This window comes from Megasphaera massiliensis (assembly GCF_036305205.1).
Lineage (GTDB): Bacteria > Bacillota > Negativicutes > Veillonellales > Megasphaeraceae > Megasphaera > Megasphaera massiliensis.
This window is the reverse complement of the sequence record NZ_JAXIXE010000016.1, coordinates 1-23,587: the sequence shown is the minus strand read 5'-3', so window position 1 is coordinate 23,587 and position 23,587 is coordinate 1. Positions and strand designations below refer to the sequence as shown.

At 55.0% G+C, this 23,587-nt stretch carries 23 protein-coding genes; 22 read left to right on the top strand and 1 reads right to left on the bottom strand.

All coding sequences use genetic code 11. The annotated features are described in order from the left end of the window. Window positions 1–6 precede the first annotated feature (6 nt). Entirely contained in the window at window positions 7–1,029 is a 1,023-nt protein-coding gene (locus UCI88_RS03615) for an NADH:flavin oxidoreductase (protein WP_256179435.1), read from the bottom strand. 132 nt (window positions 1,030–1,161) lie between these two features. Between UCI88_RS03615 and UCI88_RS03610 the strand changes: the two genes are divergently transcribed. The 22 genes from UCI88_RS03610 to UCI88_RS03505 all read left to right on the top strand — a co-directional run bounded on the left by UCI88_RS03610 (window position 1,162) and on the right by UCI88_RS03505 (window position 23,271). Continuing rightward, window positions 1,162–1,521 carry a winged helix-turn-helix transcriptional regulator gene (locus UCI88_RS03610; protein WP_256179436.1) on the top strand — a complete coding sequence of 120 codons (360 nt, stop codon included), beginning with the start codon at window positions 1,162–1,164 and terminating at the stop codon, window positions 1,519–1,521. 229 nt (window positions 1,522–1,750) lie between these two features. After that, a complete protein-coding gene (gene secA / locus UCI88_RS03605; RefSeq protein ID WP_071822270.1) occupies window positions 1,751–4,216 on the top strand; it encodes a preprotein translocase subunit SecA in 2,466 nt (821 codons plus the stop codon). A gap of 77 nt (window positions 4,217–4,293) precedes the next feature. After that, window positions 4,294–5,404 (top strand): peptide chain release factor 2 gene (gene prfB, locus UCI88_RS03600; protein ID WP_373690753.1). Its coding sequence is split into 2 segments (ribosomal slippage): window positions 4,294–4,338 and window positions 4,340–5,404, totalling 1,110 coding nucleotides; the frame shifts between segments, so codons are not numbered across the junction. Then, window positions 5,405–6,091: an LmeA family phospholipid-binding protein gene (locus tag UCI88_RS03595; RefSeq protein ID WP_044503086.1), complete on the top strand. Its 687-nt coding sequence runs from the start codon at window positions 5,405–5,407 to the stop codon at window positions 6,089–6,091. A gap of 14 nt (window positions 6,092–6,105) precedes the next feature. Next, window positions 6,106–8,163 carry a DUF5693 family protein gene (locus UCI88_RS03590; protein ID WP_256179437.1) on the top strand — a complete coding sequence of 686 codons (2,058 nt, stop codon included), beginning with the start codon at window positions 6,106–6,108 and terminating at the stop codon, window positions 8,161–8,163. After that, entirely contained in the window at window positions 8,156–9,289 is a 1,134-nt protein-coding gene (gene csaB, locus UCI88_RS03585; protein WP_044503084.1) for a polysaccharide pyruvyl transferase CsaB, read from the top strand. Before UCI88_RS03590 ends, csaB begins: the two co-directional genes overlap by 8 nt. Further along, window positions 9,286–9,972: a cell division ATP-binding protein FtsE gene (ftsE, locus tag UCI88_RS03580; RefSeq protein ID WP_044503083.1), complete on the top strand. Its 687-nt coding sequence runs from the start codon at window positions 9,286–9,288 to the stop codon at window positions 9,970–9,972. Before csaB ends, ftsE begins: the two co-directional genes overlap by 4 nt. Further along, entirely contained in the window at window positions 9,962–10,849 is an 888-nt protein-coding gene (gene ftsX, locus UCI88_RS03575; RefSeq protein WP_256179438.1) for a permease-like cell division protein FtsX, read from the top strand. The genes ftsE and ftsX overlap by 11 nt, the downstream gene beginning before the upstream one ends. A gap of 1 nt (window position 10,850) precedes the next feature. Further along, entirely contained in the window at window positions 10,851–12,032 is a 1,182-nt protein-coding gene (locus UCI88_RS03570) for a murein hydrolase activator EnvC family protein (protein ID WP_256179439.1), read from the top strand. 61 nt (window positions 12,033–12,093) lie between these two features. Beyond that, window positions 12,094–13,251, top strand: coding sequence for a S41 family peptidase (locus UCI88_RS03565; RefSeq protein ID WP_256179440.1), 1,158 nt, complete (start codon window positions 12,094–12,096; stop codon window positions 13,249–13,251). A 190-nt stretch (window positions 13,252–13,441) separates the two neighbouring features. Beyond that, window positions 13,442–14,716, top strand: coding sequence for a GTPase ObgE (gene obgE / locus UCI88_RS03560; protein ID WP_256179441.1), 1,275 nt, complete (start codon window positions 13,442–13,444; stop codon window positions 14,714–14,716). A gap of 11 nt (window positions 14,717–14,727) precedes the next feature. Next, window positions 14,728–15,021, top strand: a complete 294-nt coding sequence (locus UCI88_RS03555) for a YhbY family RNA-binding protein (RefSeq protein WP_044503078.1) — start codon at window positions 14,728–14,730, stop codon at window positions 15,019–15,021. A 10-nt stretch (window positions 15,022–15,031) separates the two neighbouring features. Beyond that, entirely contained in the window at window positions 15,032–16,165 is a 1,134-nt protein-coding gene (proB, locus tag UCI88_RS03550) for a glutamate 5-kinase (RefSeq protein ID WP_176698834.1), read from the top strand. Window positions 16,166–16,180: 15 nt separating this feature from the next. Further along, window positions 16,181–17,425 (top strand): glutamate-5-semialdehyde dehydrogenase, encoded by a 1,245-nt coding sequence (locus UCI88_RS03545; protein WP_256179442.1) that lies wholly within the window; start codon window positions 16,181–16,183, stop codon window positions 17,423–17,425. A 147-nt stretch (window positions 17,426–17,572) separates the two neighbouring features. Further along, the gene (nadD, locus tag UCI88_RS03540; protein WP_044503076.1) at window positions 17,573–18,214 is read left to right on the top strand and encodes a nicotinate-nucleotide adenylyltransferase; all 642 of its coding nucleotides are present in this window, start codon (window positions 17,573–17,575) and stop codon (window positions 18,212–18,214) included. Further along, entirely contained in the window at window positions 18,172–18,777 is a 606-nt protein-coding gene (gene yqeK / locus UCI88_RS03535; protein WP_256179443.1) for a bis(5'-nucleosyl)-tetraphosphatase (symmetrical) YqeK, read from the top strand. Before nadD ends, yqeK begins: the two co-directional genes overlap by 43 nt. Further along, window positions 18,774–19,718 carry an LCP family protein gene (locus UCI88_RS03530; RefSeq protein WP_256179444.1) on the top strand — a complete coding sequence of 315 codons (945 nt, stop codon included), beginning with the start codon at window positions 18,774–18,776 and terminating at the stop codon, window positions 19,716–19,718. The genes yqeK and UCI88_RS03530 overlap by 4 nt, the downstream gene beginning before the upstream one ends. 35 nt (window positions 19,719–19,753) lie before the next feature. Next, on the top strand, window positions 19,754–20,137 hold the full coding sequence (rsfS, locus tag UCI88_RS03525) for a ribosome silencing factor (RefSeq protein WP_044503073.1): 384 nt from the start codon (window positions 19,754–19,756) through the stop codon (window positions 20,135–20,137). Window position 20,138: 1 nt separating this feature from the next. Further along, window positions 20,139–21,008, top strand: coding sequence for a CvfB family protein (locus tag UCI88_RS03520; RefSeq protein ID WP_044503072.1), 870 nt, complete (start codon window positions 20,139–20,141; stop codon window positions 21,006–21,008). Between the two features lie 196 nt (window positions 21,009–21,204). Continuing rightward, window positions 21,205–21,759: an ECF transporter S component gene (locus UCI88_RS03515; protein WP_044503071.1), complete on the top strand. Its 555-nt coding sequence runs from the start codon at window positions 21,205–21,207 to the stop codon at window positions 21,757–21,759. A 13-nt stretch (window positions 21,760–21,772) separates the two neighbouring features. Further along, on the top strand, window positions 21,773–22,594 hold the full coding sequence (locus UCI88_RS03510; RefSeq protein ID WP_256179445.1) for a pyridoxamine kinase: 822 nt from the start codon (window positions 21,773–21,775) through the stop codon (window positions 22,592–22,594). Window positions 22,595–22,608: 14 nt separating this feature from the next. Further along, window positions 22,609–23,271 carry a TatD family nuclease-associated radical SAM protein gene (locus UCI88_RS03505; RefSeq protein ID WP_176698833.1) on the top strand — a complete coding sequence of 221 codons (663 nt, stop codon included), beginning with the start codon at window positions 22,609–22,611 and terminating at the stop codon, window positions 23,269–23,271. The last annotated feature ends 316 nt before the right edge of the window (window positions 23,272–23,587 follow it).

Below are 23,587 nucleotides of genomic sequence, written 5' to 3'. Positions count from 1 at the left end.
GACCTGTCAGTCCTTTCTGAAAATGCATTTGTGAGACGGTGACGAGTAACAGGCGTTGCAGGATATGCAGGCAGCTACGGTCGTTTCGCCGCTTTTGAGTTTATTCGGCAGATCCGGTTCCCGCAAAAGGGGGCGGGAGAGGGCGATCATTTCGATCTTGGTTTGGTTCAAAACCTCTTCCATCGTATCGAGGCTTCTCAACCCGCCGACGAGGATGACCGGAACGTCGGTGGCTTCTGCCAGCTTGGCTGCAAAGGGGGCGAAGTAAGCTTCATTTTGATGGGCGCGGATGCCGGGGACGGACGTGCCGTTGCCGCTGACTTCAATGGAATCGAGGCCGGCCTGACAGAGGTGCAGGGACATATAGAGGCTTTGGGCTTCATCTAAGCCGCCGGCCATGAAGTCGTTGCTGTTGATCTTGGCCGTGATATGGAGGGCCGGGGCCTTTTCCCGGATGGCCTTTATGATTTCTGTGACCAGCCTGGTCCGGTTCTCCGTGCTGCCGCCGTATTCATCCGTTCGGTGGTTGACCAAGGGCGAGACGAAGCGGCTCAAAAAGAAGAAGTGGGCGACGTGGATCTGGACGCCGTCAAAGCCGGCTTTTTCAGCGCGAAGGGCGGCGGCGATGAATTGATCTCGCACGGCGTGGATTTCTTCCGTCGTCATGTCGTCAGGTTCTACTTGCTCAAAGCTGTTTCCGACGGGGCGGTAGTAGGCTCCGAGGGCGAGCTGGGTGATGACCGGGACTCCTTGGGCGTGGATGATATCGGTCAACTTTTTGTACTGCGGAATGAGGGCGTCGTCAGAAAGGCGCATCATGCCGCCGAAGTAATAGTCGTTGGCAGACACGCTGGTAAAACCGGTGATGATAGTGCCGACGCCGCCTTTGGCAATTTCAGCGTAGATGCTGTAGGCTTCTTCAGTGACGCTGCCGTCGCGGTTGGCGATGCCTTCCCAGGTTGCAGAGCGTACCAGACGATTGTTGGCTTTCAAATTTTTTAAGGTTATGTTGTCAAAGAGGTGCTTCATGATTTTTCACTCCTATCAGATTGTCGGATTAGATTGATTTTTTGTTCTGCCTACATTATAATTAGAAACGTAGAAAAAACAAGAAGGGAGATTTTTCTTCGTAACTATAAAAAATATAGTAAAGGTGATTTTATGGGAAATAAACCGCTTCCGAAAGAACAAAACATCTATGAAACAGACTGCCCGATTCTCTATGCCATGGAGCTTATCGGTCAGAAATGGAAACTGCCGATTTTATGGTATATGGCCGATGCCGAGAACCAGACCCTGCGCTATGGGGAATTGGAACGAAAAGTCGTGGGCATTACGCCGACGATGCTGACCAAGTGCCTGCGGGAATTGGAACACGACAAGCTGGTAACACGAAAACAGTACAGTACGATTCCGCCGACCGTCGAGTATTCCCTGAGCGAACGGGGAAGGAGCCTGATCCCGGCCCTGCAGTCGGTCTATGAATGGGCCGAGTCGCAGTTGGATTCGAGCCGTGAATAGGTGCGCTGTCAAAACGCAGCCGGCGTCTCCTTTTTGCCTTATTGATAAAAAATAGGACAACCAAGGGAGCTGAAAGGGGGGGCGGAGAGGCGGCGGAACGCAGAAAATGGCGGAACTGCCTAATTTCTCCCAATCTATTGCAAAGTTTGACACTCCCGCGGTATAATGTATAATTGATATGATATAACAGTGTAAATTGCAGATTTTGTAAATTGGAGGTCTCGGATAGGTGTTAAATAAACTCATACAAAGACTGCTCGGAAATAATACAGAGCATGAACTGAAGAAGATGTGGCCCATCGTTCGCCGCATCAATGATCTGGAGCCGAAATTAGCCGGATTGAGCGATTCGTCGCTGCAAGAAAAGACCTTTGAATTCAAAAATCGTTTGGCTGCCGGTGAAACGCTGGATGATATCCTGCCCGAAGCCTTTGCCGTCGTTCGTGAAGCATCCCGTCGAGTAACGGGGATGCGTCATTTTGACGTCCAAATCCTGGGCGGTATCGTCCTTCATCGCGGGGATATCGCCGAAATGCGTACCGGTGAAGGGAAGACCTTGGTCGCCTCCCTTCCGGTATACCTCAATGCCTTGACCGGTAAGGGCGTTCACGTCGTCACCGTCAATGACTACCTGGCTACTCGTGACAGTGAAGACATGGGCCGTATCTATAAGTTCCTCGGCCTGTCCGTCGGCCTCATCGTCCACGATCTCACGTATGAACAGCGCCGCCGGGCTTATAACGCCGACGTCACCTACGGGACGAACAACGAATTCGGCTTCGACTACCTGCGTGACAACATGGTCATCAGTGCCGACCAGATGGTACAGCGCCCCCTCAATTACTGTATCGTCGACGAAGTGGACTCGATCCTCATCGACGAAGCGCGGACGCCGCTCATCATTTCCGGCCCCGGTGAAAAGTCGACGGAGTTGTACAGCACCCTGGCTGCCATCGTCAAGCACTTCGACAAAGAAGACTACACGATGGATGAAAAGCAAAAGACTATTGCGCCGACCGATTCCGGTGTCGCCAAGGTCGAAAAGATGCTGGGCATCAGCAACATGTTCGACAACGAACACCTTGATTTGAACCACTTGGTCATCCAGGCCCTGCGGGCTCGCTTCATGATGCACCGCGACAAGGACTACGTCGTAAAGAACGGCGAAATCGTCATCGTCGACGAATTTACGGGCCGTCTCATGTTCGGCCGCCGTTACAGCGATGGCCTCCATCAGTCCATTGAAGCCAAGGAAGCCGTCAAGGTCCAGGGCGAAAGCAAGACCCTGGCTACGATTACCTTCCAGAACTACTTCCGTATGTACGACAAGCTGGCCGGCATGACCGGTACGGCCAAGACGGAAGAAGACGAATTCAATAAGATCTATAAGCTCGACGTCTACGTCATTCCGACCAATAAACCGGCCATCCGTAAGGACTTGCCCGACGTCATCTACAAGACCAAGAACGCCAAGTACCGTGCTGTCGTGCGGGAAGTCATCAAGCGCCACGCTACGGGCCAGCCGATCCTGGTCGGTACGACGTCAATCAATCAGTCGGAAATCTTAAGTCAGCTCCTCAATAAAGAAAACATCGTTCACAACGTGCTGAACGCCAAATACCATGAAAAAGAAGCGGAAATCATCAAGAACGCCGGTCAGCGCGACATGGTCACCATTGCGACCAACATGGCCGGCCGCGGCACGGACATCAAGCTCGGCGAAGGTGTTGCTGACCTGGGCGGCCTGATGATCATCGGTACGGAACGCCACGAAAGCCGCCGTATCGACAATCAGCTCCGCGGTCGTGCTGCCCGTCAGGGCGACCCGGGGACGACGCAGTTCTTCCTGTCCCTCGAAGATGACTTGATGCGCATCTTCGGTTCGGAAAACATTTCCCGCTTCATGGATAAGCTGGGCATGGACGAAGACGAACCGATTACGGCCAACATGATCACCCGGTCCATTGAAAAGGCCCAGAAGAAAGTCGAAAGCCACAACTTTGAAATCCGTAAATACGTCCTTGAATACGACGACGTCATGAACCAGCAGCGTGAAGTCCTCTACAACCAGCGCCGCCAGGTCCTGACTGCCGACGACCTCAAGGATACGATCATGGGCATGGTCGACGACATTATCCTTGCCGAACTCGACAAGTATGCCGATGAAAAACTGTATCCCGAAGAATGGGATTTTGCCGGCCTCTTGGCCCAGATGCAGCAGTACTTCGTACCGAAGCACGCCGTAACCGTCGAAGAACTGGAAAACATGAGCCGTATCGAAGTTCAGGAAAAACTGAAACAGATCGCTGTCGATCTCTATAACGAACGGTTCAACGAATTTGGCGAAGAAACCATGAAGGAATTGGAAAAGGCCGTCATGCTCCGCGTCGTCGACAGCAAGTGGATGGATCATCTGGACGCCATGGATGCCCTCAAAGAAGGGATCAACCTCCGCGCCTACGGCCAGAAGAACCCCTTGGTCGAATACAAATTCGAAGCCTACGAAATGTTCTCGGAAATGGTGGAATCGATCAAACGGACGGTCATTACCTTCCTGTACCACATTCAGGTTACGTACAGCAAGCCCGTTCCGCAGGCCGAAGACCATCTGCAGGGGGCTCATGAAGTCCACGAAGAAAGCAAGCCCGTCAGCGCCGAAGACATTCAGCGCGATGAAGAACAGGGACGGGAATAAAGAACGAGACGTTATTAATATGACGAAAAAACGATATTTAACTGAAAAGTTGGTGATTAATTGTGTTATTGGATGAAATGCGTAAACCGCTGGAAGATTTAAAACAAAGAATACAAGAAATCGGGGATTCACTTTAACTTACCTCGGAAAAAAGAACGTATCATGGATTTAGATATCCAGATGAGCGACCCCTCATTCTGGAACGACCCGGACAAGGCCAAGCAGATTTCCCAGGAAGCGACCCTGCTCAAGACGGAAGTCGAAGGCCACGAAACGCTGGTCCGCAAAGCCGATGACCTCATCGACTACCTCGACATGGCCATGGAAGACGGCGACGCCTCCTTTGCAGCGGACATCGAAAAACAGTATAATGACCTTCTGCGGGACATTGAAAAGCGGGAAGTCCTCTTGCTCTTATCCGGTGAGTACGACAACTGCAACGCCCTCATTACCTTCCACGCCGGTGCCGGCGGAACGGAAGCCCAAGACTGGGCGCAGATGCTGATCCGCATGTATACCCGCTGGGCCGAACGGAACGGTTATAAATTGACCGTCCTCGACATGCAGCCTGGCGATGAAGCGGGCATCAAGAGCGCGGCCTTCCGCGTCGAAGGCGACTATGCCTACGGCTATTTGAAATCGGAAAAAGGCGTTCACCGCCTGGTCCGCATTTCTCCTTTTGACGCTGCAGCCCGCCGCCATACGTCCTTTACGGCCGTCGATGTCATGCCGGAACTGCCCGACGATGTCGAAGTCGAAATCAATATGGACGACGTCCGCGTCGATTATTTCCGCGCCTCCGGTGCCGGCGGTCAGCACGTCAACAAGACGAGTTCCGCCGTCCGCATGACCCACATTCCGACGGGCATCGTCGTCCAGTGTCAGAATGAACGGTCTCAGCTTCAAAACAAGGAAATGTGCCTGAAATATCTGCGGGCCAAACTCTTTGAACTGGAACAGGAAAAGCAGGAAAAACTGAAAGCCGAAATCGGCGGCGTCCACCAGGCAATCGAATGGGGGAGCCAGATCCGTTCCTACGTATTCCACCCCTACAACCTGGTCAAGGACCATCGGACCAACGTCGAAACGGGGAACATCCAAGCCGTCATGGACGGTGACCTCGATATCTTTATCGAAGGCTACTTACAACAGGCGAAGGAACAGAAGTTATCGAAGCAGGAGCTTTAAATGAAGAAATGGATCATTGTCTGTGTCCTGGCTGCGGTCTTTTTGGTCGGCGCCAACTCCTTTGCGCCGCAACTGGCCGAGGTCGGTCTGTCACAGGCCTTGTCTGCTAAATTTAATTTGCAAAACGATGATGTCCGCGTCCAAGCATCGCCGGGAGCCAAGATTTTTCTCGGCGATATCGACGCGGTTACCGTTCATGCTACGAATTTTATGGCCGGCGATTTGAAGTTCGCTAATTTTGACAGTAACCTCTATGGGGTCCACTTCCAGCCTTTGCAGGCCCTGGTGTATCAGGAACTGCGCGTGACCCGCGTCGAAAGCGGGGATATGGCGGCGTCCATTCGCCGGGAAGACCTGGAGGACTACTTGGTCAAAAAAATCGATGGCCTGACCGACCCGAGCGTCTCTTTTGAAGGCGATTCGGTCCGCGTTCAGGGCAAGGTGAAGCTCGGCGGCCTGGTATCGGCCCGGGCTGACGTCCGCGGCCATTTTGGCATGAAGGGTACGAAACTGATGTTCATCCCCGAGACGGTCACCGTCGAAGGGCTGGGCATGCAGGTCAGCACGACGAAGCTGGCCAGCGCAGAGATTTACGATTTTACGGATTTCCCCTTGGGAATCCAGCCTGATCGCGTCGTCCTCCACGACGGTCTGTTGACCATTCACGGCCAGGTGAGCAATTCATAGATAAGGTGAAGAGAATGACAAACATAAATAAACGCAGTATGCGGATGATGATGCTGATCGTGTTCATCGGTCTCATCACGGCGATCGGCCTGTGCATACAGCGCAATGCCGTAGAAAAACAGTCGACGACAATTGAACAGGCGATGGACTTCGATGCCGTCGTCTTGATGGCCCGCAACGACGGCTATGATTTGGATACGGCCCTTCAAATGGCCCGCGATGCCGGCGTTACGAGTTTTACCATTTATGATACGACGCTCAACAAACTGACCCAGCGCGGGGAACTGTCGCTGGTTACGAAATTGGGGGCCGATCTCTATTATCCCCAGTTCGGCATTACCGATAAGTCCTATGACTACTATCTCATCGGAAAGCCTCAGGGCGAAAAGGACCTCTACTTCGATGAAGTCGTGTCCGATCTCAGCACGCGTCTTGGCAGCGATAAGGTCAAAGTCATGTCCAACGGTGCCTATCGCATTGCCGGCCTCAAGGGCGTCATGCCCGGTCTCGGCGACGTCAACTTGGGTATCATGAGCGCCGATGCTAAGATCATCAGCGACCACGGCTTCTACGTCATCCTGCGGCCGACGAATTACAGCAACCCGACGAAGGCCGACGTCGACCATTTCTTTGCCCGGGCTGACAAGATCCAGGACGTATCGGGCATCATGTTCGTTGGAAAAGAAGTGTTGGGCTATACGCCGGTTGCCGGCGAACGAAAGGATATGCTCGACTATACGGCGGACAATTTGAACCGCCGCGACATCCCGTTCTATATGATCGAGTCCGTCGATCAGCTCCAGTACAACCAGCAGGACGGCATGTATGATCTGTCAGGTCTCGTCCATTATCGGACGGCCCGGGTCTATGCCATGGCCAAGGAAGAACTGGAAAAGATTACGCCGGAAGAAGCGGCTATGCGCTTTTACATCAGCGACCTTGAACGAAACGTCCGGGTCAATCTCTATCCCTTGTATAAGAAGCCCCTTCACGGCATGAACCTGACTCAGACCAACTTGTCCTATATCAAGACCGTATCGGATAAGCTGACTGAACGGGGTTATACCCTCGGCCGGGCTTCGGTCATGGAAGCGTACTATCCGAACCGCCTGTTCTTAGCCATCGTAGCAGCGGCAGCGGCCTGCGGATTCGTCTTCGTCCTCAACCTGCTCATTCCGTTGAAGGACCGGCAGAATTATATTCTCATGGCCCTCGGTATCGTCGTCGCCGTCATCGGTGCCGTCGTCGCCAAAGGAGCCTTGTTCCTCCAGACCTGGGCCATCGGCTGTGCTGCCGCAGCGCCGACAGCGGCCATTCTCTTGTCCCTCGATTACTGGAAACAGAAGAAGCTTACGAAGAAACTCGGCTACGGCCGGGTCATCCGTGACGGCACGCTGGGCCTTTTCTTTGCCGTAGCCGTCTCCATGATCGGCGGTCTCTATATCGCCTCTATGCTGGGCAACATCCGCTTCTTCATGGAATTTGATTTCTACCGCGGCGTCAAGCTGACCTTCATCCTGCCGCTCCTTCTGGTGGCTATCGGCTACCTGCGCCGGTTCCCCCTCATGGGGCAGACCATTGCGTCGCCGGCAGATCTTAAGGTCTTTGCCAAGGATTTCCTCAACATCCCCATTAAGATGGGGACCATCCTGATCCTCGGCGTCATCGCCGTGGTCGGCATCATCTTTGTCGGCCGCAGCGGCCATACGTCGGGCGTTCCCGTACCGGGAATCGAAGTCGCTATGCGCCGCTTCTTAGAAAATGTCATGTACGCTCGTCCCCGGGAAAAGGAATTTCTCGTCGGCCATCCGAGCTTTTATCTCATGGTAGCTGCCTTGTACCGTAAATGGCCGCAGCTGCTGCACTTCTTCCTGGTCATCGCCGCCACGATCGGTGTCGGCTCCATGGTGGAAACCTTTGCCCATATCCGGACGCCTTTCCTCATGTCCTTTATCCGCGGCATCAACGGCTGGGTAACGGGGATGGTCGTCGGCATCGCCCTGATCATCGCCATTGCCATCGTCCGTTACGTCACGACGTGGCTGGGAAAGCAGGTGGAAAACCGTGACTAGGGTCGTTATTTCCGGCTATTACGGCTTTGCCAATGCCGGCGACGAGGCCATGTTGGCGGCTATCGTCGGCTCGTTAAAAGACATCATTCCCGACGTGGATATTACGGTCATTACCGGAAACTGCCGAATGACTCGGGAAAATCATAAGGTACAGGCTGTTCATCGCCTGAATTTCTTTGCTATCGCAGCGGCCATTCGCCGCTGTGATATTCTTATAAGCGGCGGCGGCAGCCTGCTCCAAGACGTGACCAGCGCCCGTAGCCTCCACTACTACCTGTGGATCATGAAAATCGCCTTGTTCTTTAAAAAGCCGGTCATGCTCTATGCCCAGGGCATCGGTCCCGTCCGCGGCATCAAGGCCCGGAAGGCTGTGCAGAAGGTCCTGCAGCAGGTCGCCGTCATCGGCGTCCGCGACCGGGAATCGAAGGCGGAACTTTCTGACATGGGCGTAACCCGTCCGCCTATCCATGTGACGGCCGACGCCGTCTTGTCCATGCATCCCGTCGATAAGGCTATCGGCCGTCAGATTTTGGAACGGCACGGAGTTACGGGAAGCCGACGGAAAGTCGGTATTGCCGTTCGCAACTGGCAGGGCCATCAGGCCTATAAGGACGCCATTGCCGAGGCAGCCGACCGTTTGCAGCAGCAAGAAGACGTGGACATCATCTTCATTCCCATGCAGCATCCGGAAGACGTTGACGCCGGCCGCGATATTGCCGACCGTATGAAAAAGGCGGCCATCGTCCTCGACGACCGCTATTCGACGGTAGAATTCATGTCCCTCATGGGCTGCATGGATGCGGTCATCGCCAACCGGCTCCACGCCCTCATCTTTTCGGCTCTTATGGAAACGCCGGCGACGGCCATTTCCTATGATCCGAAAATCGACAGCTTCATCCATCTCATCGGCGATCGGGTCTGCGGGACGACGGAATCGGTGACGGCAGAAGCCTTAGCCTCCCGCGTCAGTCAGCAACTGGCCCAAGGGGGACTGGCACCTGCCATCAAGGCCCGCCTCAACCATCTGCGCCGCCAGTCCCTGCGAAATGCCTACTTGGCCCTGCGCATTTTAGAAGGGCGGGACGGCGTCCGCAAACGACTCGAACAGCATCGGAGGTCTCTATGATTGAATTTAAAAATGTATCCAAGGTCTACGACAATGGTTCCGTTGCCCTCGACCAGGTATCCCTTCAGATCGGTAAGGGCGAATTCGTCTTCGTCGTCGGCGCCAGCGGTGCCGGCAAGTCGACGCTGATCCGCCTCTTGTCTCATGAAGAACTGCCGACGAAAGGGTCTGTCTTCGTGAACGATATCGAAGTCAACCGCCTGGCCAAGAAGAGCGTGCCCTACCTGCGCCGTAAAATGGGCATCGTCTTCCAGGACTTCCGCCTCCTGCCGAATAAGACGGCTCAGGAAAATGTGGCCTTTGCCATGGAAGTCATCGAAGCACCGCGCCGCGTCATTCGCCGCCGGGTCCGCGAAGTCCTCGATCTGGTCGGCCTCATCGGCAAAGCCGACGCCCTGCCGAAAAACCTCAGCGGCGGGGAACAGCAGCGCGTAGCCATTGCCAGAGCCATCGTCAATCGGCCGCTCCTGCTCATTGCCGACGAACCGACAGGGAACCTCGATCCCGATACGTCCGAGGATATTATGGAAGTCTTTAAGAAAATCAACCACATGGGAACGACGGTCCTCATGGTAACCCATGACAAGACCTTAGTCGACATGATGAATAAACGCGTCATCGAATTGGATGACGGCAAGGTCGTCCGTGACGAACAGCGAGGAGGATACGACGATGAAAATTAGAACCATGCACTACTACACCGTCGCTGCCTTCCAATCTTTTTGGCGCAACCGCTTCATGTCGGTGGCCTCTATTGCAACGGTCGCCATATCCCTGTTCATCTTGGGCATCTTCATGACCCTCGTGGCCAATCTCGACTATTTTGCTGAAAATCTCGAAAGCCAGGTTGAAATCACGGTCTACTTGAAAGACGGTGCCACCCAGGCTGACATCGACAGCGTCGCCCGCCGCCTTCAGGCCCTGCCCGACGTCAAGTCGGTCACCTTTACCGATAAGAATCAGGCCATGGAGATTTTAAAGGAACGCATGAAGGACCAACCGGGTATCCTCGACGCCCTGGAAGGGAAGAACCCCTTGCCGAGCTCTTATGAAGTGACCTTTACTCAGCCGGAAGCCGTCCGGCGGACGGCGGACATCGTCGCCGATTACCCGGAAGTTGAAGGGACGCATTATGGTCAGGAAATCATTGAACAGCTCTTTAAGATCACGACCATCATCCGTTGGGGCGGCATTGCCCTCATCGTCTTCTTGACCCTGGCCATGTTGTTCATCATTTCCAATACGATCCGCCTGACCGTCTTTGCCCGGCGTAAAGAAATCGCCATCATGAAATACGTCGGGGCGACGAATTGGTTCATCCGCTGGCCCTTCCTCTTAGAAGGTTTATTCCTGGGCTTTATCGGCGGCGTCATTGCCGACATCGCCCTTTATCAGTTCTACGACTTTGCCGTCGCGTCGATCCATGAGTCCCTGGCCTTCTTGCCGATGGTCAGCGTCTTTCCCTTTATGTACCGCACGGCAGGCGTCCTCTTGATCATCAGCATGGTCATCGGGGCCATTGGCAGTACCATTTCTCTGAAACGTTATATGAAGGTGTAATATGTTTAAAAAATACGTTATCCCGGTTGTCGTTGCCGCCTTATTGACGCCTAACTTCGCCGTCCTGGCCGAAGATGAAGACTTACAGAATCAGCTGTCGGACGTCCAGAACCGGATGGCGCAGGAAAGCGAGAAGAAGGCCCAGGCCGAAGCTGTCATCGGCAGTGTCAATGACAAGCTTTACGCCATCCAGCAGCAGCTCGAAGCGGCTCAGCGCGACTACCAGGCCGTAGCCAATGAATTGAAGGCGACGGAAGAAAAAATTGCCGCCACCCAGGCTGAACTGGAAAAGACAAGGGCCCGGCTCAAAGTCCGGGAAGGCGTCTTCACCAAGCGCGTCCGCGACATCTATATGCACGGCCAATTGAGCTATCTCGACGTCGTCCTCGGGGCCAAGGATTTCAGCGATTTCTCGAACCGCCTGGAATTACTGCGCCGCATCATCGACGCCGATATCACCTTGATTTCGGATATTCGTAAAGAACGGGCGGCTATCGAAACGGCTAAACAGGAACTGGAAACCCAGCGTGCCCGCCAGGCCGAGCTCCGCGACCAGGCAGCGGCCAAGCGCGATGAAATCGAAAGCCGCCGCAAGGAACAGCAGGCCATTCTCTATCAGGCTCAGAACGATAAGGCCGTGGCCGAACAGGCTTATAATGAATACCAGCAGTCGTCTCAGGCCATTGCCGAAATGCTGCGTCAGCGGGCAGCCGACCGGGCCGCTCAGGCGGCGGCAGCGGCGGCACAAGCCTCGTCCGGCGGCGGTGGCGGCAGTGACTACTACCAGCCGGTCAGCGGCTCAGGCGCCATGATCTGGCCGGTCAACGGCGTCGTCACCTCGCCTTACGGCTATCGGACCCATCCGATCTTCGGGACGACGATCTATCACAGCGGCATCGATATCGGCGTCGACTACGGGACGCCGGTCCACGCAGCCGACGGCGGTGTCGTTGTCGAAGCCGGCTGGATCAGCGGCTACGGCTATGCCGTCATCATCGACCACGGCAACGGCTTGTCGACCCTTTACGGCCACAATCAGGAACTGGCCGTCTCCGAAGGTCAGTCCGTCTCTCAGGGCCAGGTCATTGCCTACGCCGGTTCGACGGGCAACTCGACGGGCCCTCACGTCCACTTTGAAGTTCGTGCCAACGGCGATCCCGTCGACCCGTCGGCTTATTTGTAAGTGTTTTCACGGCAGTTTTGCCCCTTTCTCGCGGCCTTGATTTCCATAGAAGGAGATACCCATGAATAAACAAACTATACGCCGGGCTTGGGAAACCATTCGCCGGCCCCTGGCCTTCTTTTGCAGCGGTATGATCGTCATGATCCTGGCCGTCTTCGGTATGTTTTGGTACTATACGGGCCGAGGGACTGCCATGTTTGAATTTTTCCGCACCTTGGAAATCATCGAAAGCCATTATGCAGAAAATGTCGACCGCAGCGCCCTCTTTGACGGGGCTTTGAACGGCATGGTCAGCACCTTGGGGGACAAGCATTCGGTCTACCTCGGCGGCGAGTTGTATAAGGACTTTTCGGCCCAGATGAGCGGTACCTATGCCGGCATCGGCGTCTACATCGGCTCCACCGATGACGGCGTCCTCATCGCCGGTGTCATGGATGACAGTCCGGCAGCCGAAGCGGGACTCCAGCGCGGCGATATCTTGGTATCCATCGACGGGACGCCTGTCGACGGCAATAAGCTCGAAGACGTCTCCAAGCGTATCCGCGGCGCTGCCAATACCAGCGTCAATTTGGTCGTCCGCCGCGACGGAGAAGATAAGACCTTTACCGTCGAACGCCGTCAGATCCACGTCCCGACCGTGGCCGGCAAGATGATCGACGGTACCGACGTCGGCTATATCCGCATTGCCGTCTTCGGCGAAGGAACGGCCGATGACTTTACGAAAGAATATACGAAACTTCGCGAACAGGGGATGAAGAAGATGATCCTCGATCTGCGCGACAACCCCGGCGGCATCGTCGAACAGGCCGTAGGCGTGGCCAGCAACTTCGTCCCGCCAAACAGCACCATCGTCTCCTATACGGAACAAGACGGCAAAGTCGACCAGTATACGGCCCAGGGGACGGAAGACCTCATTCCCCTCGTGGTCCTAGTCAATGAAAATTCGGCCAGTGCGTCGGAAATCATTGCCGGTGCCGTCCAAGACATGCAGCTCGGCCCCATCGTCGGTGTCAAGACCTACGGCAAGGGCACGGTCCAAGGCGTCTTCCCCTTAAGCCAGCAGTCGGCCGTCAAGGTCACCGTGGCTAAGTATCGGACGACCAATGGCCGTGAAATCGACGGAGTCGGCATTGAACCGGACGTCGTCGTACCCCTTACGCCGTCGGATCCGACAGATACCCAGTTTGAAAAGGCCTTGGAAATTATCAAGGAAAAATGACTTTACAGATTGGCAAATATGATTTAAAATCTTATCGTAAAGAGTCTCATGACTTTTTCGTACCCTTTTCCTTTTCTTATAAGGGGGAGGGCAGTTAATTTTGATATTGATGGACAGATAGACAGGAGACATGGTATATGTATGCTGTGTCTCTTTCTATATCCCCATGTATTTTCATATGAGGTGACCTATGTTTATAGACAGAGCAAGAATTTTTGTACAGTCCGGCAAGGGCGGCGACGGCATGAGCAGTTTCCGCCATGAAAAGTTCGTCCCCAAGGGCGGACCGAACGGCGGTGACGGCGGCCAGGGCGGCAACGTCGTCCTCGTGGCGGACCGCAATGTCAACACCCTCGTCGACTTCCGTTTTCGCCGCCTGTTCAAGGCCAAGCCCGGCGGAAAGGGCGAAGGCAGCAATAAGTACGGCAGAAACGCCGAAGACTTATTGATCACCGTTCCTTTGGGAACGATCGTAAAAGATGAAGAATCGGGTCAGGTCATGGCCGACTTGTCGCGGGACGGCCAGCAGGCCATCGTCGCCAAGGGCGGCCGCGGCGGTCGGGGCAACTGGCATTTCAGAACGAGCGCCAACCGGACGCCGACCTTTGCCGAACGGGGCGAACCGGGGGAAGAACGGTGGCTGCGTTTGGAACTGAAGGTCTTGGCCGACGTCGGCCTCTTGGGCTATCCCAGCGTCGGCAAGTCGAGCATCCTGCGGAAAGTTTCGGCAGCCCAGCCGGAAGTAGCAGCCTATCACTTTACGACCCTCAATCCGATCCTCGGCGTCGTCGACCTGCCAGATCACCGCAGCTTCGTCATGGCCGACATTCCCGGCCTCATCGACGGAGCCAGTGAAGGCGTCGGCCTCGGTCACGACTTCCTGCGCCACATCGAACGGACGAAGATCCTCATTCACGTCCTCGACGTATCGGGCATGGAAGGCCGCGACCCCATCGACGACTATGAAAAGATCAACGCCGAACTTGCCAAATACAGCGAAAAACTGTCGCGCAAGCTCCAAATCGTAGCGGCCAATAAGATCGACCTCTTAGATGAAGATTCAGACGACCTCGAGCGCCTCATGGATTATATGGCGGCGAAGGGCATCGAAGTCTATCCCATTTGCGCCGTAAGCGGCGACGGCATGGACAAACTCTTAGAACGGGTCTGGACCCTCCTTGAAGAATACGTCGAAGAAGCCGACGAAACGACGGAAGAAGTCGTCTATAAGGCAGAGAACAAGCCGGACTTTGAAGTGACCCGCGATACGGACGGGGCCTTCGTCATCACCGGCGCCCGCATCGAAAACCTGGTCGCCATGACCAACTTCGACGACGACCAGTCCCTGCGCCGTTTCCAGCGTATCTGGCGCTATATGGAACTCGATAAGCTCCTCCAGGAACACGGCATCCAGGACGGCAATACGGTCCGCATTTACGCCATGGAATTTGAATATCACAAATAAAGGGAGACGTTATGAATAATAAAGACAGACAGCAGTTACGGGGGATGGCCAGCCTCATGCCGGCCGTCGTCCAAATCGGAAAGGACGGCTTAAGCGACGCCGTCATCGACAGTGCCAGAGCGGCCATTACGGCGCGGGAACTGATTAAGGCCCACGTCCTCAACAACGCCAACCTTCCGACGAAGGAAACGATGGAAGACTTGGCCGACATGCTCGGTGCCGAACTGATTCAGGTCATCGGCCACTACGGCATCTTATTTAAGAAGAAAGACAAGAAATCGAAATACGAATTTATTAAAGACTAGGACGTGAGGCATGGTGAACAGCAGACGCAGGGATTTTGACCACAAGAAGCGCATCGTCGTCAAGGTCGGATCCAGTACGATTTCCCATGGGACGGGCAAATTGAACTACCGCCGCATGGAGCATTTAGTACGAGAATTGGCAGATTTGCAGAATCAGGGAAAGGAAATGATCTTGGTCAGCTCCGGGGCGACCAATGCCGGTATGGCACCGCTCAACCTCGATCAAAGGCCGAAGTCGATTCGGGAAAAACAGGCCTTAGCCGCCGTCGGACAGGGCGTCCTCATGCATACGTATGAACGGCTGTTCCGCGAATACGGCCAAGTCGTCGGCCAGGTTCTCCTGACCCGCATGGACTCACAGGACCGCAGCAAATTCATGCACTCGCGAAATGCCCTCCTGACTATGATCGACATGGGCATCATTCCCATCATCAATGAAAACGACGTCGTCGCCGTCGATGAGTATAAAATCGGTGACAACGACACCCTGTCGGCCATGGTCAGCGGCCTCGTCGACGCCAATCTCTTGATCCTGTTATCGGACATCGACGGCCTCTATACGGACAATCCCCGAACCCATGCCGATGCGAAAATCATTTCCTACGTCGATAATATCGATAAGCATATCTACGACATCGCCGGTGACGCTGGATCCTCCATGGGGACGGGCGGCATGTATACCAAAATCCAGGCCGCTGCCATCGCTACCGCTGCCGACGTCGATATGGTCATCGCATCGGGGAGCGAAGACGACATCGTCAGCCGCATCTGTGCCGGAGAAGACGTGGGGACCTTGTTTAAAGCGAAAGAAACGCCGCTCCACTCGAAGAAGCGCTGGCTCGTTTCGGGCAGCAAGGCGACGGGAAAACTCCTCGTCGACAAGGGCTGCCGCGACGCCATCCTCGACAAGGGGTCGAGCCTCCTTCCTGTTGGCATCATCGGGGTCGAAGGCTTCTTTGAAGAAGGGGACATCGTCAGCGTCGTCTACGACGGATTGACCATTGCCAAGGGCATTTCCAACTACGGCAGCGTCCACATCAACGCCATCAAAGGCCGACGGTCGGCGGATATCGCCGACATTCTCGGCCACAACGGCATCTTTGACGAAGTCATCCACCGCGATAACCTGGTCGTCATGTATTAGAAAGGGGTTTTTCCCATGATATCTGAAGTATACCGCAAGGGCCGCGATGCCAAAGACGCGTCGTACGTCCTGCAAACGGCCGGGACCGACGTCAAGAATAAGGCCCTGGCTTATATCGCTGAGGCCCTCTTGACCCATTGCGAGGACATCCTGTCGGCCAACGCCGAAGATGTGAAGCGGGCTGAGGAAAAGGGGATGGCGCCGGCCATGGTCGACCGCCTGACTTTGACCAAAGAACGGATTGCCGCCATGGCAGAAGGCGTTCGCCAGGTCATCGACCTTCCCGACCCGTCCGGCGTCGTCCTCGATGAATTCCGCCGTCCCAACGGCCTTTTCATCAAAAAGGTCAGCGTCCCCTTAGGGGTCATTGCGATCATCTTCGAATCGCGGCCCAACGTCACCGTCGACGCAGCGGCCCTTTGCATCAAATCGGGCAACGCCTGCGTCCTTCGCGGCGGCAGTGAAGCCATCGCTTCCAATACGGCCTTGACCGCCGTCATCCGGGAAGGGCTGAAAGCAGCCGGCCTTCCGGAAAACAGCGTCAACATCCTTGAAAATACCGACCGGGCCCTGGTCAAAGAGCTCCTTACCTTACGGGGCTTCATCGATTTGGCCATTCCCCGCGGCGGCGCCGGCCTCATCCGCATGGTCGTCGATACGGCTACCGTTCCCTGCATCGAAACGGGAAGCGGCGTTTGCCACGTCTACGTCGATAAGGATGCCGATCTTTCCATGGCCGTCAAGATCGTCGAAAACGCCAAGGTATCGCGGCCGTCGACGTGCAACGCCATGGAAACCCTCTTGGTCCACCGCGACGTAGCCAGGGAATTTTTAGAAATGTTAGCGCCGGTCATGGATTCCGATGCCGTCGAGCTCCGCGGCGACGATGAAGCCCGGGCCGTCCGTGCCATGAAGGCCGCCGATGACGACGACTGGGCGACGGAATACAACAGCCTCATCATGTCCGTTAAAGTCGTCGGCTCTCTCGACGAAGCCCTGAATCACATCCGCCGCTTCAGCACCCATCATTCGGAAGCCATCGTCACAGGAAATCCGGACACGGCGAAAGCCTTCCAGAAGGCTGTCGATTCGGCTGCCGTCTACGTCAATGCCTCGACGCGCTTTACGGACGGCTTTGAATTCGGCTTTGGCGCCGAAATCGGCATCAGCACACAGAAACTGCACGTCCGCGGCCCCATGGGCCTTACCGCTTTGGTCTCGTATAAATACCTCATCGACGGCCAAGGCCAGATCCGCTGATGCTGCGCTTCCTTCGCGGTTACGGGCGGACCCTTCGCCAATATGCCGCCTCACCGAAGACCCGTTTTGAATACCGACACTATGCCAAGTTTTTATTGCTTTATGCGTTAGCCGTAGCTATCGCCTGGGGAGGAATCTATTTGTACCATGGAAATCACTAGGCTCGGCGTCATGGGAGGGACCTTTAATCCCATCCACTTAGGACACCTCATGATCGCCGAAGAAGCGCGTCAGGCCTTTCACCTGAAGAAGGTCCTGTTCGTGCCGTCGTACATTACACCCAATAAGGATGTCTGCGGTGCGACAGCCGAGCAGCGATTGGCCATGACGCGACTGGCTACGGCCGATAACCCGTACTTTACCGTCAGCGATATGGAGATGCGCCGCCGGGGCAATTCCTATACGGTCGATACGCTGCGGCTTTTAAAAGAAATATACGGCCCGTCGCACAGCCTGTATTTCATCTCGGGGACCGATACGATCCACGACCTGCACAACTGGAACAATCCGGAAGAAATCCTCAGCCTGTGCCAGTTTATCGGTGCGACCCGGCCGGACGGCTCGGAACAGATCGATTCCATCATCTCGTCCTTTGGCGAGCTGGGAAAAAACATCCTCAAACTGCCCGTGCCGACCATGGAAATCTCTTCGACAGAACTCCGGCGCCGCATCCGCCTGGGCCTGTCCGTCCGCTATATGATGCCTTCGGCAGTCGTCGAATACATCAGAAAAAATGGAGTATATCAATGTACAACGAAGAATTCAAAGATGCCATTAAAGCAGATTTAAAAAAATCCCTGACGCCCGGTCGCTATACCCATGTCCTCGGCGTGGCCGCAGCGGCCCGGCACTTAGCCGGCCTCTATGGCAGTGATGCCGATGCGGCAGAAGTGGCTGCCCTCCTTCATGATGCGGCGAAACAAAAGCCCCTCGAAGAGATGCAGGCCTTAGCCGGCCGTTCCTTTACGGATCTTCCGGCGCCCGTCTTTAACATCGGCAGCCTCCTCCACGGCTATGCCGCCGTGACCCTGGCCCGGGAACAGTACGGCATTGACGATCCCGATATCCTCTCGGCCATTGCCCATCACACGACGGGGGCCGAAACCATGGGGAAGCTCGAAAAGATCATCTTCATGGCCGACTATATCGAAGTGAACCGCGACTTTGACGGCGTCGAAGCGCTGCGTCAGGCCGCCGAACGGGACCTTAACGAAGCCGTCCTCTTAGGCTACGATTCGACGATCCGCCACCTCCTCGATCAGAAGAAACCGATTTTCATCGGTACGGTCGTCAACCGCAACGCCCACATCAGCGCCATGATGAAAGCGGCAGCGAGGAAGGCCGGCCGATGACACGAGAAAAGAGAAGAAGAATCTTAAACCGCATTTTAGCCGTCGTCGCCGCCGTGGCGATTTTCCTGGCCTGCCGCTCGGCCTATGTTCATTTCACCAGTCCCGAAACGCAGCCCGAAGGGCCCGATACGACGCCGGCCGGCAGCAACGACTTCGTCCAGACCAGCCCCGATAAGCCGCTCTACGTCCTGCTCATCGGTACGGACGGAGAAAATCCCCAGCAGGCCAACTTCGTCGGTGTCGCCGCCATCAACAAGGACAAGAAGCACATCGACCTCATCATGCTGCCGGACGATACGAAAATCGAAGGGCGCAAGGAAAAGGGGATACAAGAACTGCAGGACGTCTACACCGAAGGCGGCATCAGCCTGGTGCGGGCCGTCGTGGAAGACATTTTCCACATTCCCATTCCCTACTACGCAGCCTTTACGCCGGAATCCTTCGCCAAGATGATCGACATGAACGGCGGCGTGCCCCTGTACGTCGAAAAGAACATGTACCACGGCGATGCAGCCGGCGAAACGGACATCAACATCTTCCAGGGCTACCAGACCCTCGACGGCAAGGACGCCACGGGGTATATGCGCTACCTCGACAGCAACGGCTACGTGTCGCGGACCCAGCGCCAGGAACGGTTCATCAAGAACTTCTACGAAGACCGGCAAAAGGACTTCGGCCTGAGCAACGCCTTCTTCATGTACCGCCTGTGGCACAACGTCGATTCCAATATCCCGGCCAAGGACATGGCCGAACTGGCCTTTGACTTCCGCAGCGTCACGGCCGACAACATCAACTTCTATATCCTGCCCGGCGAAATGGCTCCGGGCGGTAAGAACGGCGACAATAAATATTACTGGACCTACGACCCGGTCGAAGTCCAAAAAGTCATCGGTCGGACGAACAACGCCATCTCGGCAGCGCCCAAGCCCGATGATGCCTAACCTTACATTCGTATAAAAAAGGAGACTTTTCATATATGCCAATTACCATGAAACCCGCCAACGCGGAACCGATGAAAGAATTATCCCCTTATGAAATCGTCTGCGCCGCAGCCGACGACAAGAAAGCCTGGGACATCACCGTCCTCGATATCAAGGAGTCGTCCCTCATGGCCGACTACTTCGTCATCTGCAGTGCCCGCAACAACCGCCAGACCCAGAGTATTGCCGACAACATTGAAGAACAGATGGAACAGAAGGGCTATCCCATCCTCCACGTCGAAGGCTACCGTGAAGGCAAGTGGATCCTCATCGACGCCGGTGAAGTCATTGCCCACGTCTTCGTCGAACAGGAACGCCAGTACTACGATCTGGAAAACTTGTGGGCCGACGCACCGCGAATCGACTATGAAGGTGAATAATATGACGACACTTCAAGAAAACAGTATTGCTACCCTCGAAGTCCTGCGCCAAAGCGAAATGGGTGCCTTTTTGGACGGCGGCACGGGCAATACCAACGACGACATCCTCCTCCATATCAATCAGCAGACGGAAGAGGTCCATATCGGCGATGCCGTGACGGTATTCCTGTACCACGACCCGTCGGGACGCCTGACGGCCTCCATGCGCCTGCCCAAGATTAAGATCGGTCAGATCGGCTATGCACCGGTCATCAATACGACCCGCTTCGGAGCCTTCGTCGACGTCGGTACCGAACGCGGCATCTTCATGCCCTTTGCTGAAATGAAAGGCCGCCCCAAAGAAGGGGAATACGTCTGGGTCAAGCTCTATGAAGACAAGTCCCACCGCCTGGCCGTATCGATGGAAGTCGAAGATGAAATGCGCCGGGCGTCGAGAGCGGCGACGGACGCTAAGGTCGGCGACTGGGTCGAAGGGGCCATTTACAACATGACCGACCAAGGGGCCTACCTCATGACCCGCGAACGGTGGATCGCCTTTTTGCACCGCAGCGAATTCAACGGCCCCATCCTCATCGGACAGATGATAAAGGGCCGGATTACCTTCCTGCGCGAAGACGGGCGCATCAACATTTCCCTGCGCCAGACGAAAGAAAATGCCATCAACCCCGATGCCGAGAAGATCTTGCAGTTCCTCGAACAGCGCAAGGGCAAGATGCCCTATGGCGACAAGACGGCACCGGCCGTCATCAAGGCCAAATTCGGCCTCAGCAAGGCTGCTTTTAAACGGGCCTTGGGCCATCTCATGAAAGAACAGAAAGTCCGCCAGGAAGAAGGCTGGACCTATTTAGAAACGGAAAGTGAAACGAAATAGATGAGAAGCTCCCCATTGCGCGGGAGCTTTTCTGTCGTTCCGGGCTTTTTTTGACGGAGTAGAGAAGAAGGTGTACAGAAAAAAACGAATCTGTCCTATTTACAGAAGGAGTAATATACTCTAAAATAGAGTACAGATTAATCATAACCATACATTGGCCAATGTGTGAATTCTGTACCCGTGAGGAGGATTTCACATGCATTCATCATCTATGGAACAAAAGGCACCGGTTTTTTCGGCTGCCAATCTCTGTTATGCTGCCGTCTTAACGGCCCTGGTCTTTATCCTGACTTTCGTACCGCGCATCCCCATTCCCTTGGGCTATGCCCATCTCGGTGATGCCGTCATCTTTGCGTCTGTCCTGTTCAGTTCGCGCCGTCAGGCGGCGGCTGCAGCTTCCATCGGTTCGGCCTTGTCCGACCTGATCGGCGGGTTTCCCATTTGGATCGTGCCGACCCTGATCATTAAATTCGTCATGGTCGAAGCCGTCTTTTGGGTCGTTCGCCCCGATAAGGAACCGTGGAAACTGACATCCCTCAAGGTCTTTTTGGGCTTCCTCTTATCGGCCGTCTGGATGGTCGTTTCCTATACGGCAGCCGGCGGTCTCCTCTACGGCAGCTTAGAAGCCGGCCTTACCATGGTGCCCGGCCTCATCGGGGAAGGGATCGTCAACATGGCTGCTGCTTACGCCATCGCTGCTTGTTTCATGAGAGTCCCGTTCCGTGGTTATGGTTACAACCTGAAAAGATAAGGAATGATTCTCTATGCATCAAAAAAAGTTGGCCCTGGTCAATGACGTAACCGGCTACGGCCGCTGCAGCATCGCCGTGGCCCTGCCCATCGTGTCGGCCTTAAAGGTACAAGGCTGTATCCTGCCGACGGCGATCCTTTCCGTTCACACCGGCTTTCACGATTACTACCTCGACGACTATACGGACCGCATGACGCCTTATATCGACAGTTGGAAGAAAAATAAGCTGACCTTCGACGGCATCAGCACGGGTTTTCTCGGCTCGGTCCGCCAGATCGACATGGTCCTCGATTTTCTGCACGACTTCAAAGGACCGGATACGAAGGTCATCGTCGACCCCGTCATGGGAGACAATGGCCGCATCTATTCGTCTTATACCCAGGAAATGTGCGACGATATGCGGCGCCTTCTCACCGATGCCGATGTCCTGACGCCGAACCTGACCGAAGCCTGTGAGCTCTTGGGGCGGCCTTACCGGCCCTCGAGCGACTTATCTGACGATGACTTTTCCGATATGGCCAAGGCCTTGGCCGACAAGGGACCGCAGGGCGTCGTCCTGACCGGTATCCACCGCGGTTCGTACATTGGAAACTTCATTTACGATCACGGCCAAACGTCGTGGGTCAAGACGAAAAAAATCGGCAGCGACCGCAGCGGCACGGGCGACGTCTTCACGGCCATCGTCTCGGCCTCTGTCGTTCGCGGAGAAGGCCTTGAAGAAGCCGTACAAAAAGCGGCCGACTTCATCTGCAAGGTCATGGAATACACAGAGACCTTAGATCTTCCGCACAACGCCGGCCTTGCGTTTGAAGAATATTTGACGACATTACAATAAAAGGGGATAGCATCATGATCGTTTATACCGTAGTAGGACAAGGACAATACGTCGATTTAAAAGACGACCGGGCATTACAGAAAGAAAGCCCGTGGAGCATGTACGTCAATCTGACCAATCGCTGCACCTGTTCGTGCACCTTCTGCCTGCGCTCGATGAAGAAGATGGCTGAAGACGAAACGCTGTGGCTGAAACAAGAACCGACCGTCGATGAAGTCAAAAAAGAACTCGACGGGGCCCCTTGGGACCGTATCAACGAAGTCGTCTTCTGTGGGTTCGGCGAACCGACGGAACGCCTGGAAGACTTGAAAACCCTTCTGGCATACGTTAAAGAAAAGCACCCGACGGTCAAGACGCGGCTCAACACCAACGGCCTGTCCGATTTGGACTACGGTCGGCCGACGGCACCGGACTTTGGCGGCGGCATCCTCGATACCATTTCCATCAGCATGAACGCCTCCAACAAAGAACGGTATCTCGAACTGACGCGGAGCAAATTCGGCCTGCCGTCCTTCGATGCCATGCTGAACTTTGCCGTCAGCTGCAAACAGTACGTGAAAAACGTCGTCCTCACCGTCGTCGATAAAGTCGAAGACAGTGAAGAAATCAAAAAATGCCGGGCCATCTGTGACGACTTGGGGCTGACCTTACGTGTCCGGGTCTACGAAGATAAATAGAGAATACGACCATCATACACAAAAGCTGTCTCATCAGAGGCGGCTTTTTGGCGTATAGAAGCTATACGATGGGCTCTATCGCGGAGTCCGGACGGAATGTTCACCCCATTTCGAGGACGGTTCGCGGCACGGTACCGAAACACGACGAAGACGAAAAAAGAGCTCTCACAATCGATTGAACTGCTACCCGTCAAGTAGACACTCGAAAAAACATAAATAGATTTTGTTTCTGCCACCGGTTTCCGGTGGCAGTTTTTTATGCTGCCAGCCAATAGCTGGCATGTTTTTCCATTGGCGTTACTACTCCCAGATTTCT

Bases quoted from the DNA above. Each gene is read 5' to 3' on its own strand.
- UCI88_RS03615 (WP_256179435.1), bottom strand. From the start codon at position 1,029: ATGAAGCACCTCTTTGACAACATAACCTTAAAAAATTTGAAAGCCAAC.
- UCI88_RS03610 (WP_256179436.1), top strand. From the start codon at position 1,162: ATGGGAAATAAACCGCTTCCGAAAGAACAAAACATCTATGAAACAGAC.
- UCI88_RS03595 (WP_044503086.1), top strand. From the start codon at position 5,405: ATGAAGAAATGGATCATTGTCTGTGTCCTGGCTGCGGTCTTTTTGGTC.
- UCI88_RS03590 (WP_256179437.1), top strand. From the start codon at position 6,106: ATGACAAACATAAATAAACGCAGTATGCGGATGATGATGCTGATCGTG.
- ftsE (WP_044503083.1), top strand. From the start codon at position 9,286: ATGATTGAATTTAAAAATGTATCCAAGGTCTACGACAATGGTTCCGTT.
- ftsX (WP_256179438.1), top strand. From the start codon at position 9,962: ATGAAAATTAGAACCATGCACTACTACACCGTCGCTGCCTTCCAATCT.
- UCI88_RS03570 (WP_256179439.1), top strand. From the start codon at position 10,851: ATGTTTAAAAAATACGTTATCCCGGTTGTCGTTGCCGCCTTATTGACG.
- UCI88_RS03565 (WP_256179440.1), top strand. From the start codon at position 12,094: ATGAATAAACAAACTATACGCCGGGCTTGGGAAACCATTCGCCGGCCC.
- obgE (WP_256179441.1), top strand. From the start codon at position 13,442: ATGTTTATAGACAGAGCAAGAATTTTTGTACAGTCCGGCAAGGGCGGC.
- UCI88_RS03555 (WP_044503078.1), top strand. From the start codon at position 14,728: ATGAATAATAAAGACAGACAGCAGTTACGGGGGATGGCCAGCCTCATG.
- proB (WP_176698834.1), top strand. From the start codon at position 15,032: ATGGTGAACAGCAGACGCAGGGATTTTGACCACAAGAAGCGCATCGTC.
- UCI88_RS03545 (WP_256179442.1), top strand. From the start codon at position 16,181: ATGATATCTGAAGTATACCGCAAGGGCCGCGATGCCAAAGACGCGTCG.
- nadD (WP_044503076.1), top strand. From the start codon at position 17,573: ATGGAAATCACTAGGCTCGGCGTCATGGGAGGGACCTTTAATCCCATC.
- yqeK (WP_256179443.1), top strand. From the start codon at position 18,172: ATGTACAACGAAGAATTCAAAGATGCCATTAAAGCAGATTTAAAAAAA.
- UCI88_RS03530 (WP_256179444.1), top strand. From the start codon at position 18,774: ATGACACGAGAAAAGAGAAGAAGAATCTTAAACCGCATTTTAGCCGTC.
- rsfS (WP_044503073.1), top strand. From the start codon at position 19,754: ATGCCAATTACCATGAAACCCGCCAACGCGGAACCGATGAAAGAATTA.
- UCI88_RS03520 (WP_044503072.1), top strand. From the start codon at position 20,139: ATGACGACACTTCAAGAAAACAGTATTGCTACCCTCGAAGTCCTGCGC.
- UCI88_RS03515 (WP_044503071.1), top strand. From the start codon at position 21,205: ATGCATTCATCATCTATGGAACAAAAGGCACCGGTTTTTTCGGCTGCC.
- UCI88_RS03510 (WP_256179445.1), top strand. From the start codon at position 21,773: ATGCATCAAAAAAAGTTGGCCCTGGTCAATGACGTAACCGGCTACGGC.
- UCI88_RS03505 (WP_176698833.1), top strand. From the start codon at position 22,609: ATGATCGTTTATACCGTAGTAGGACAAGGACAATACGTCGATTTAAAA.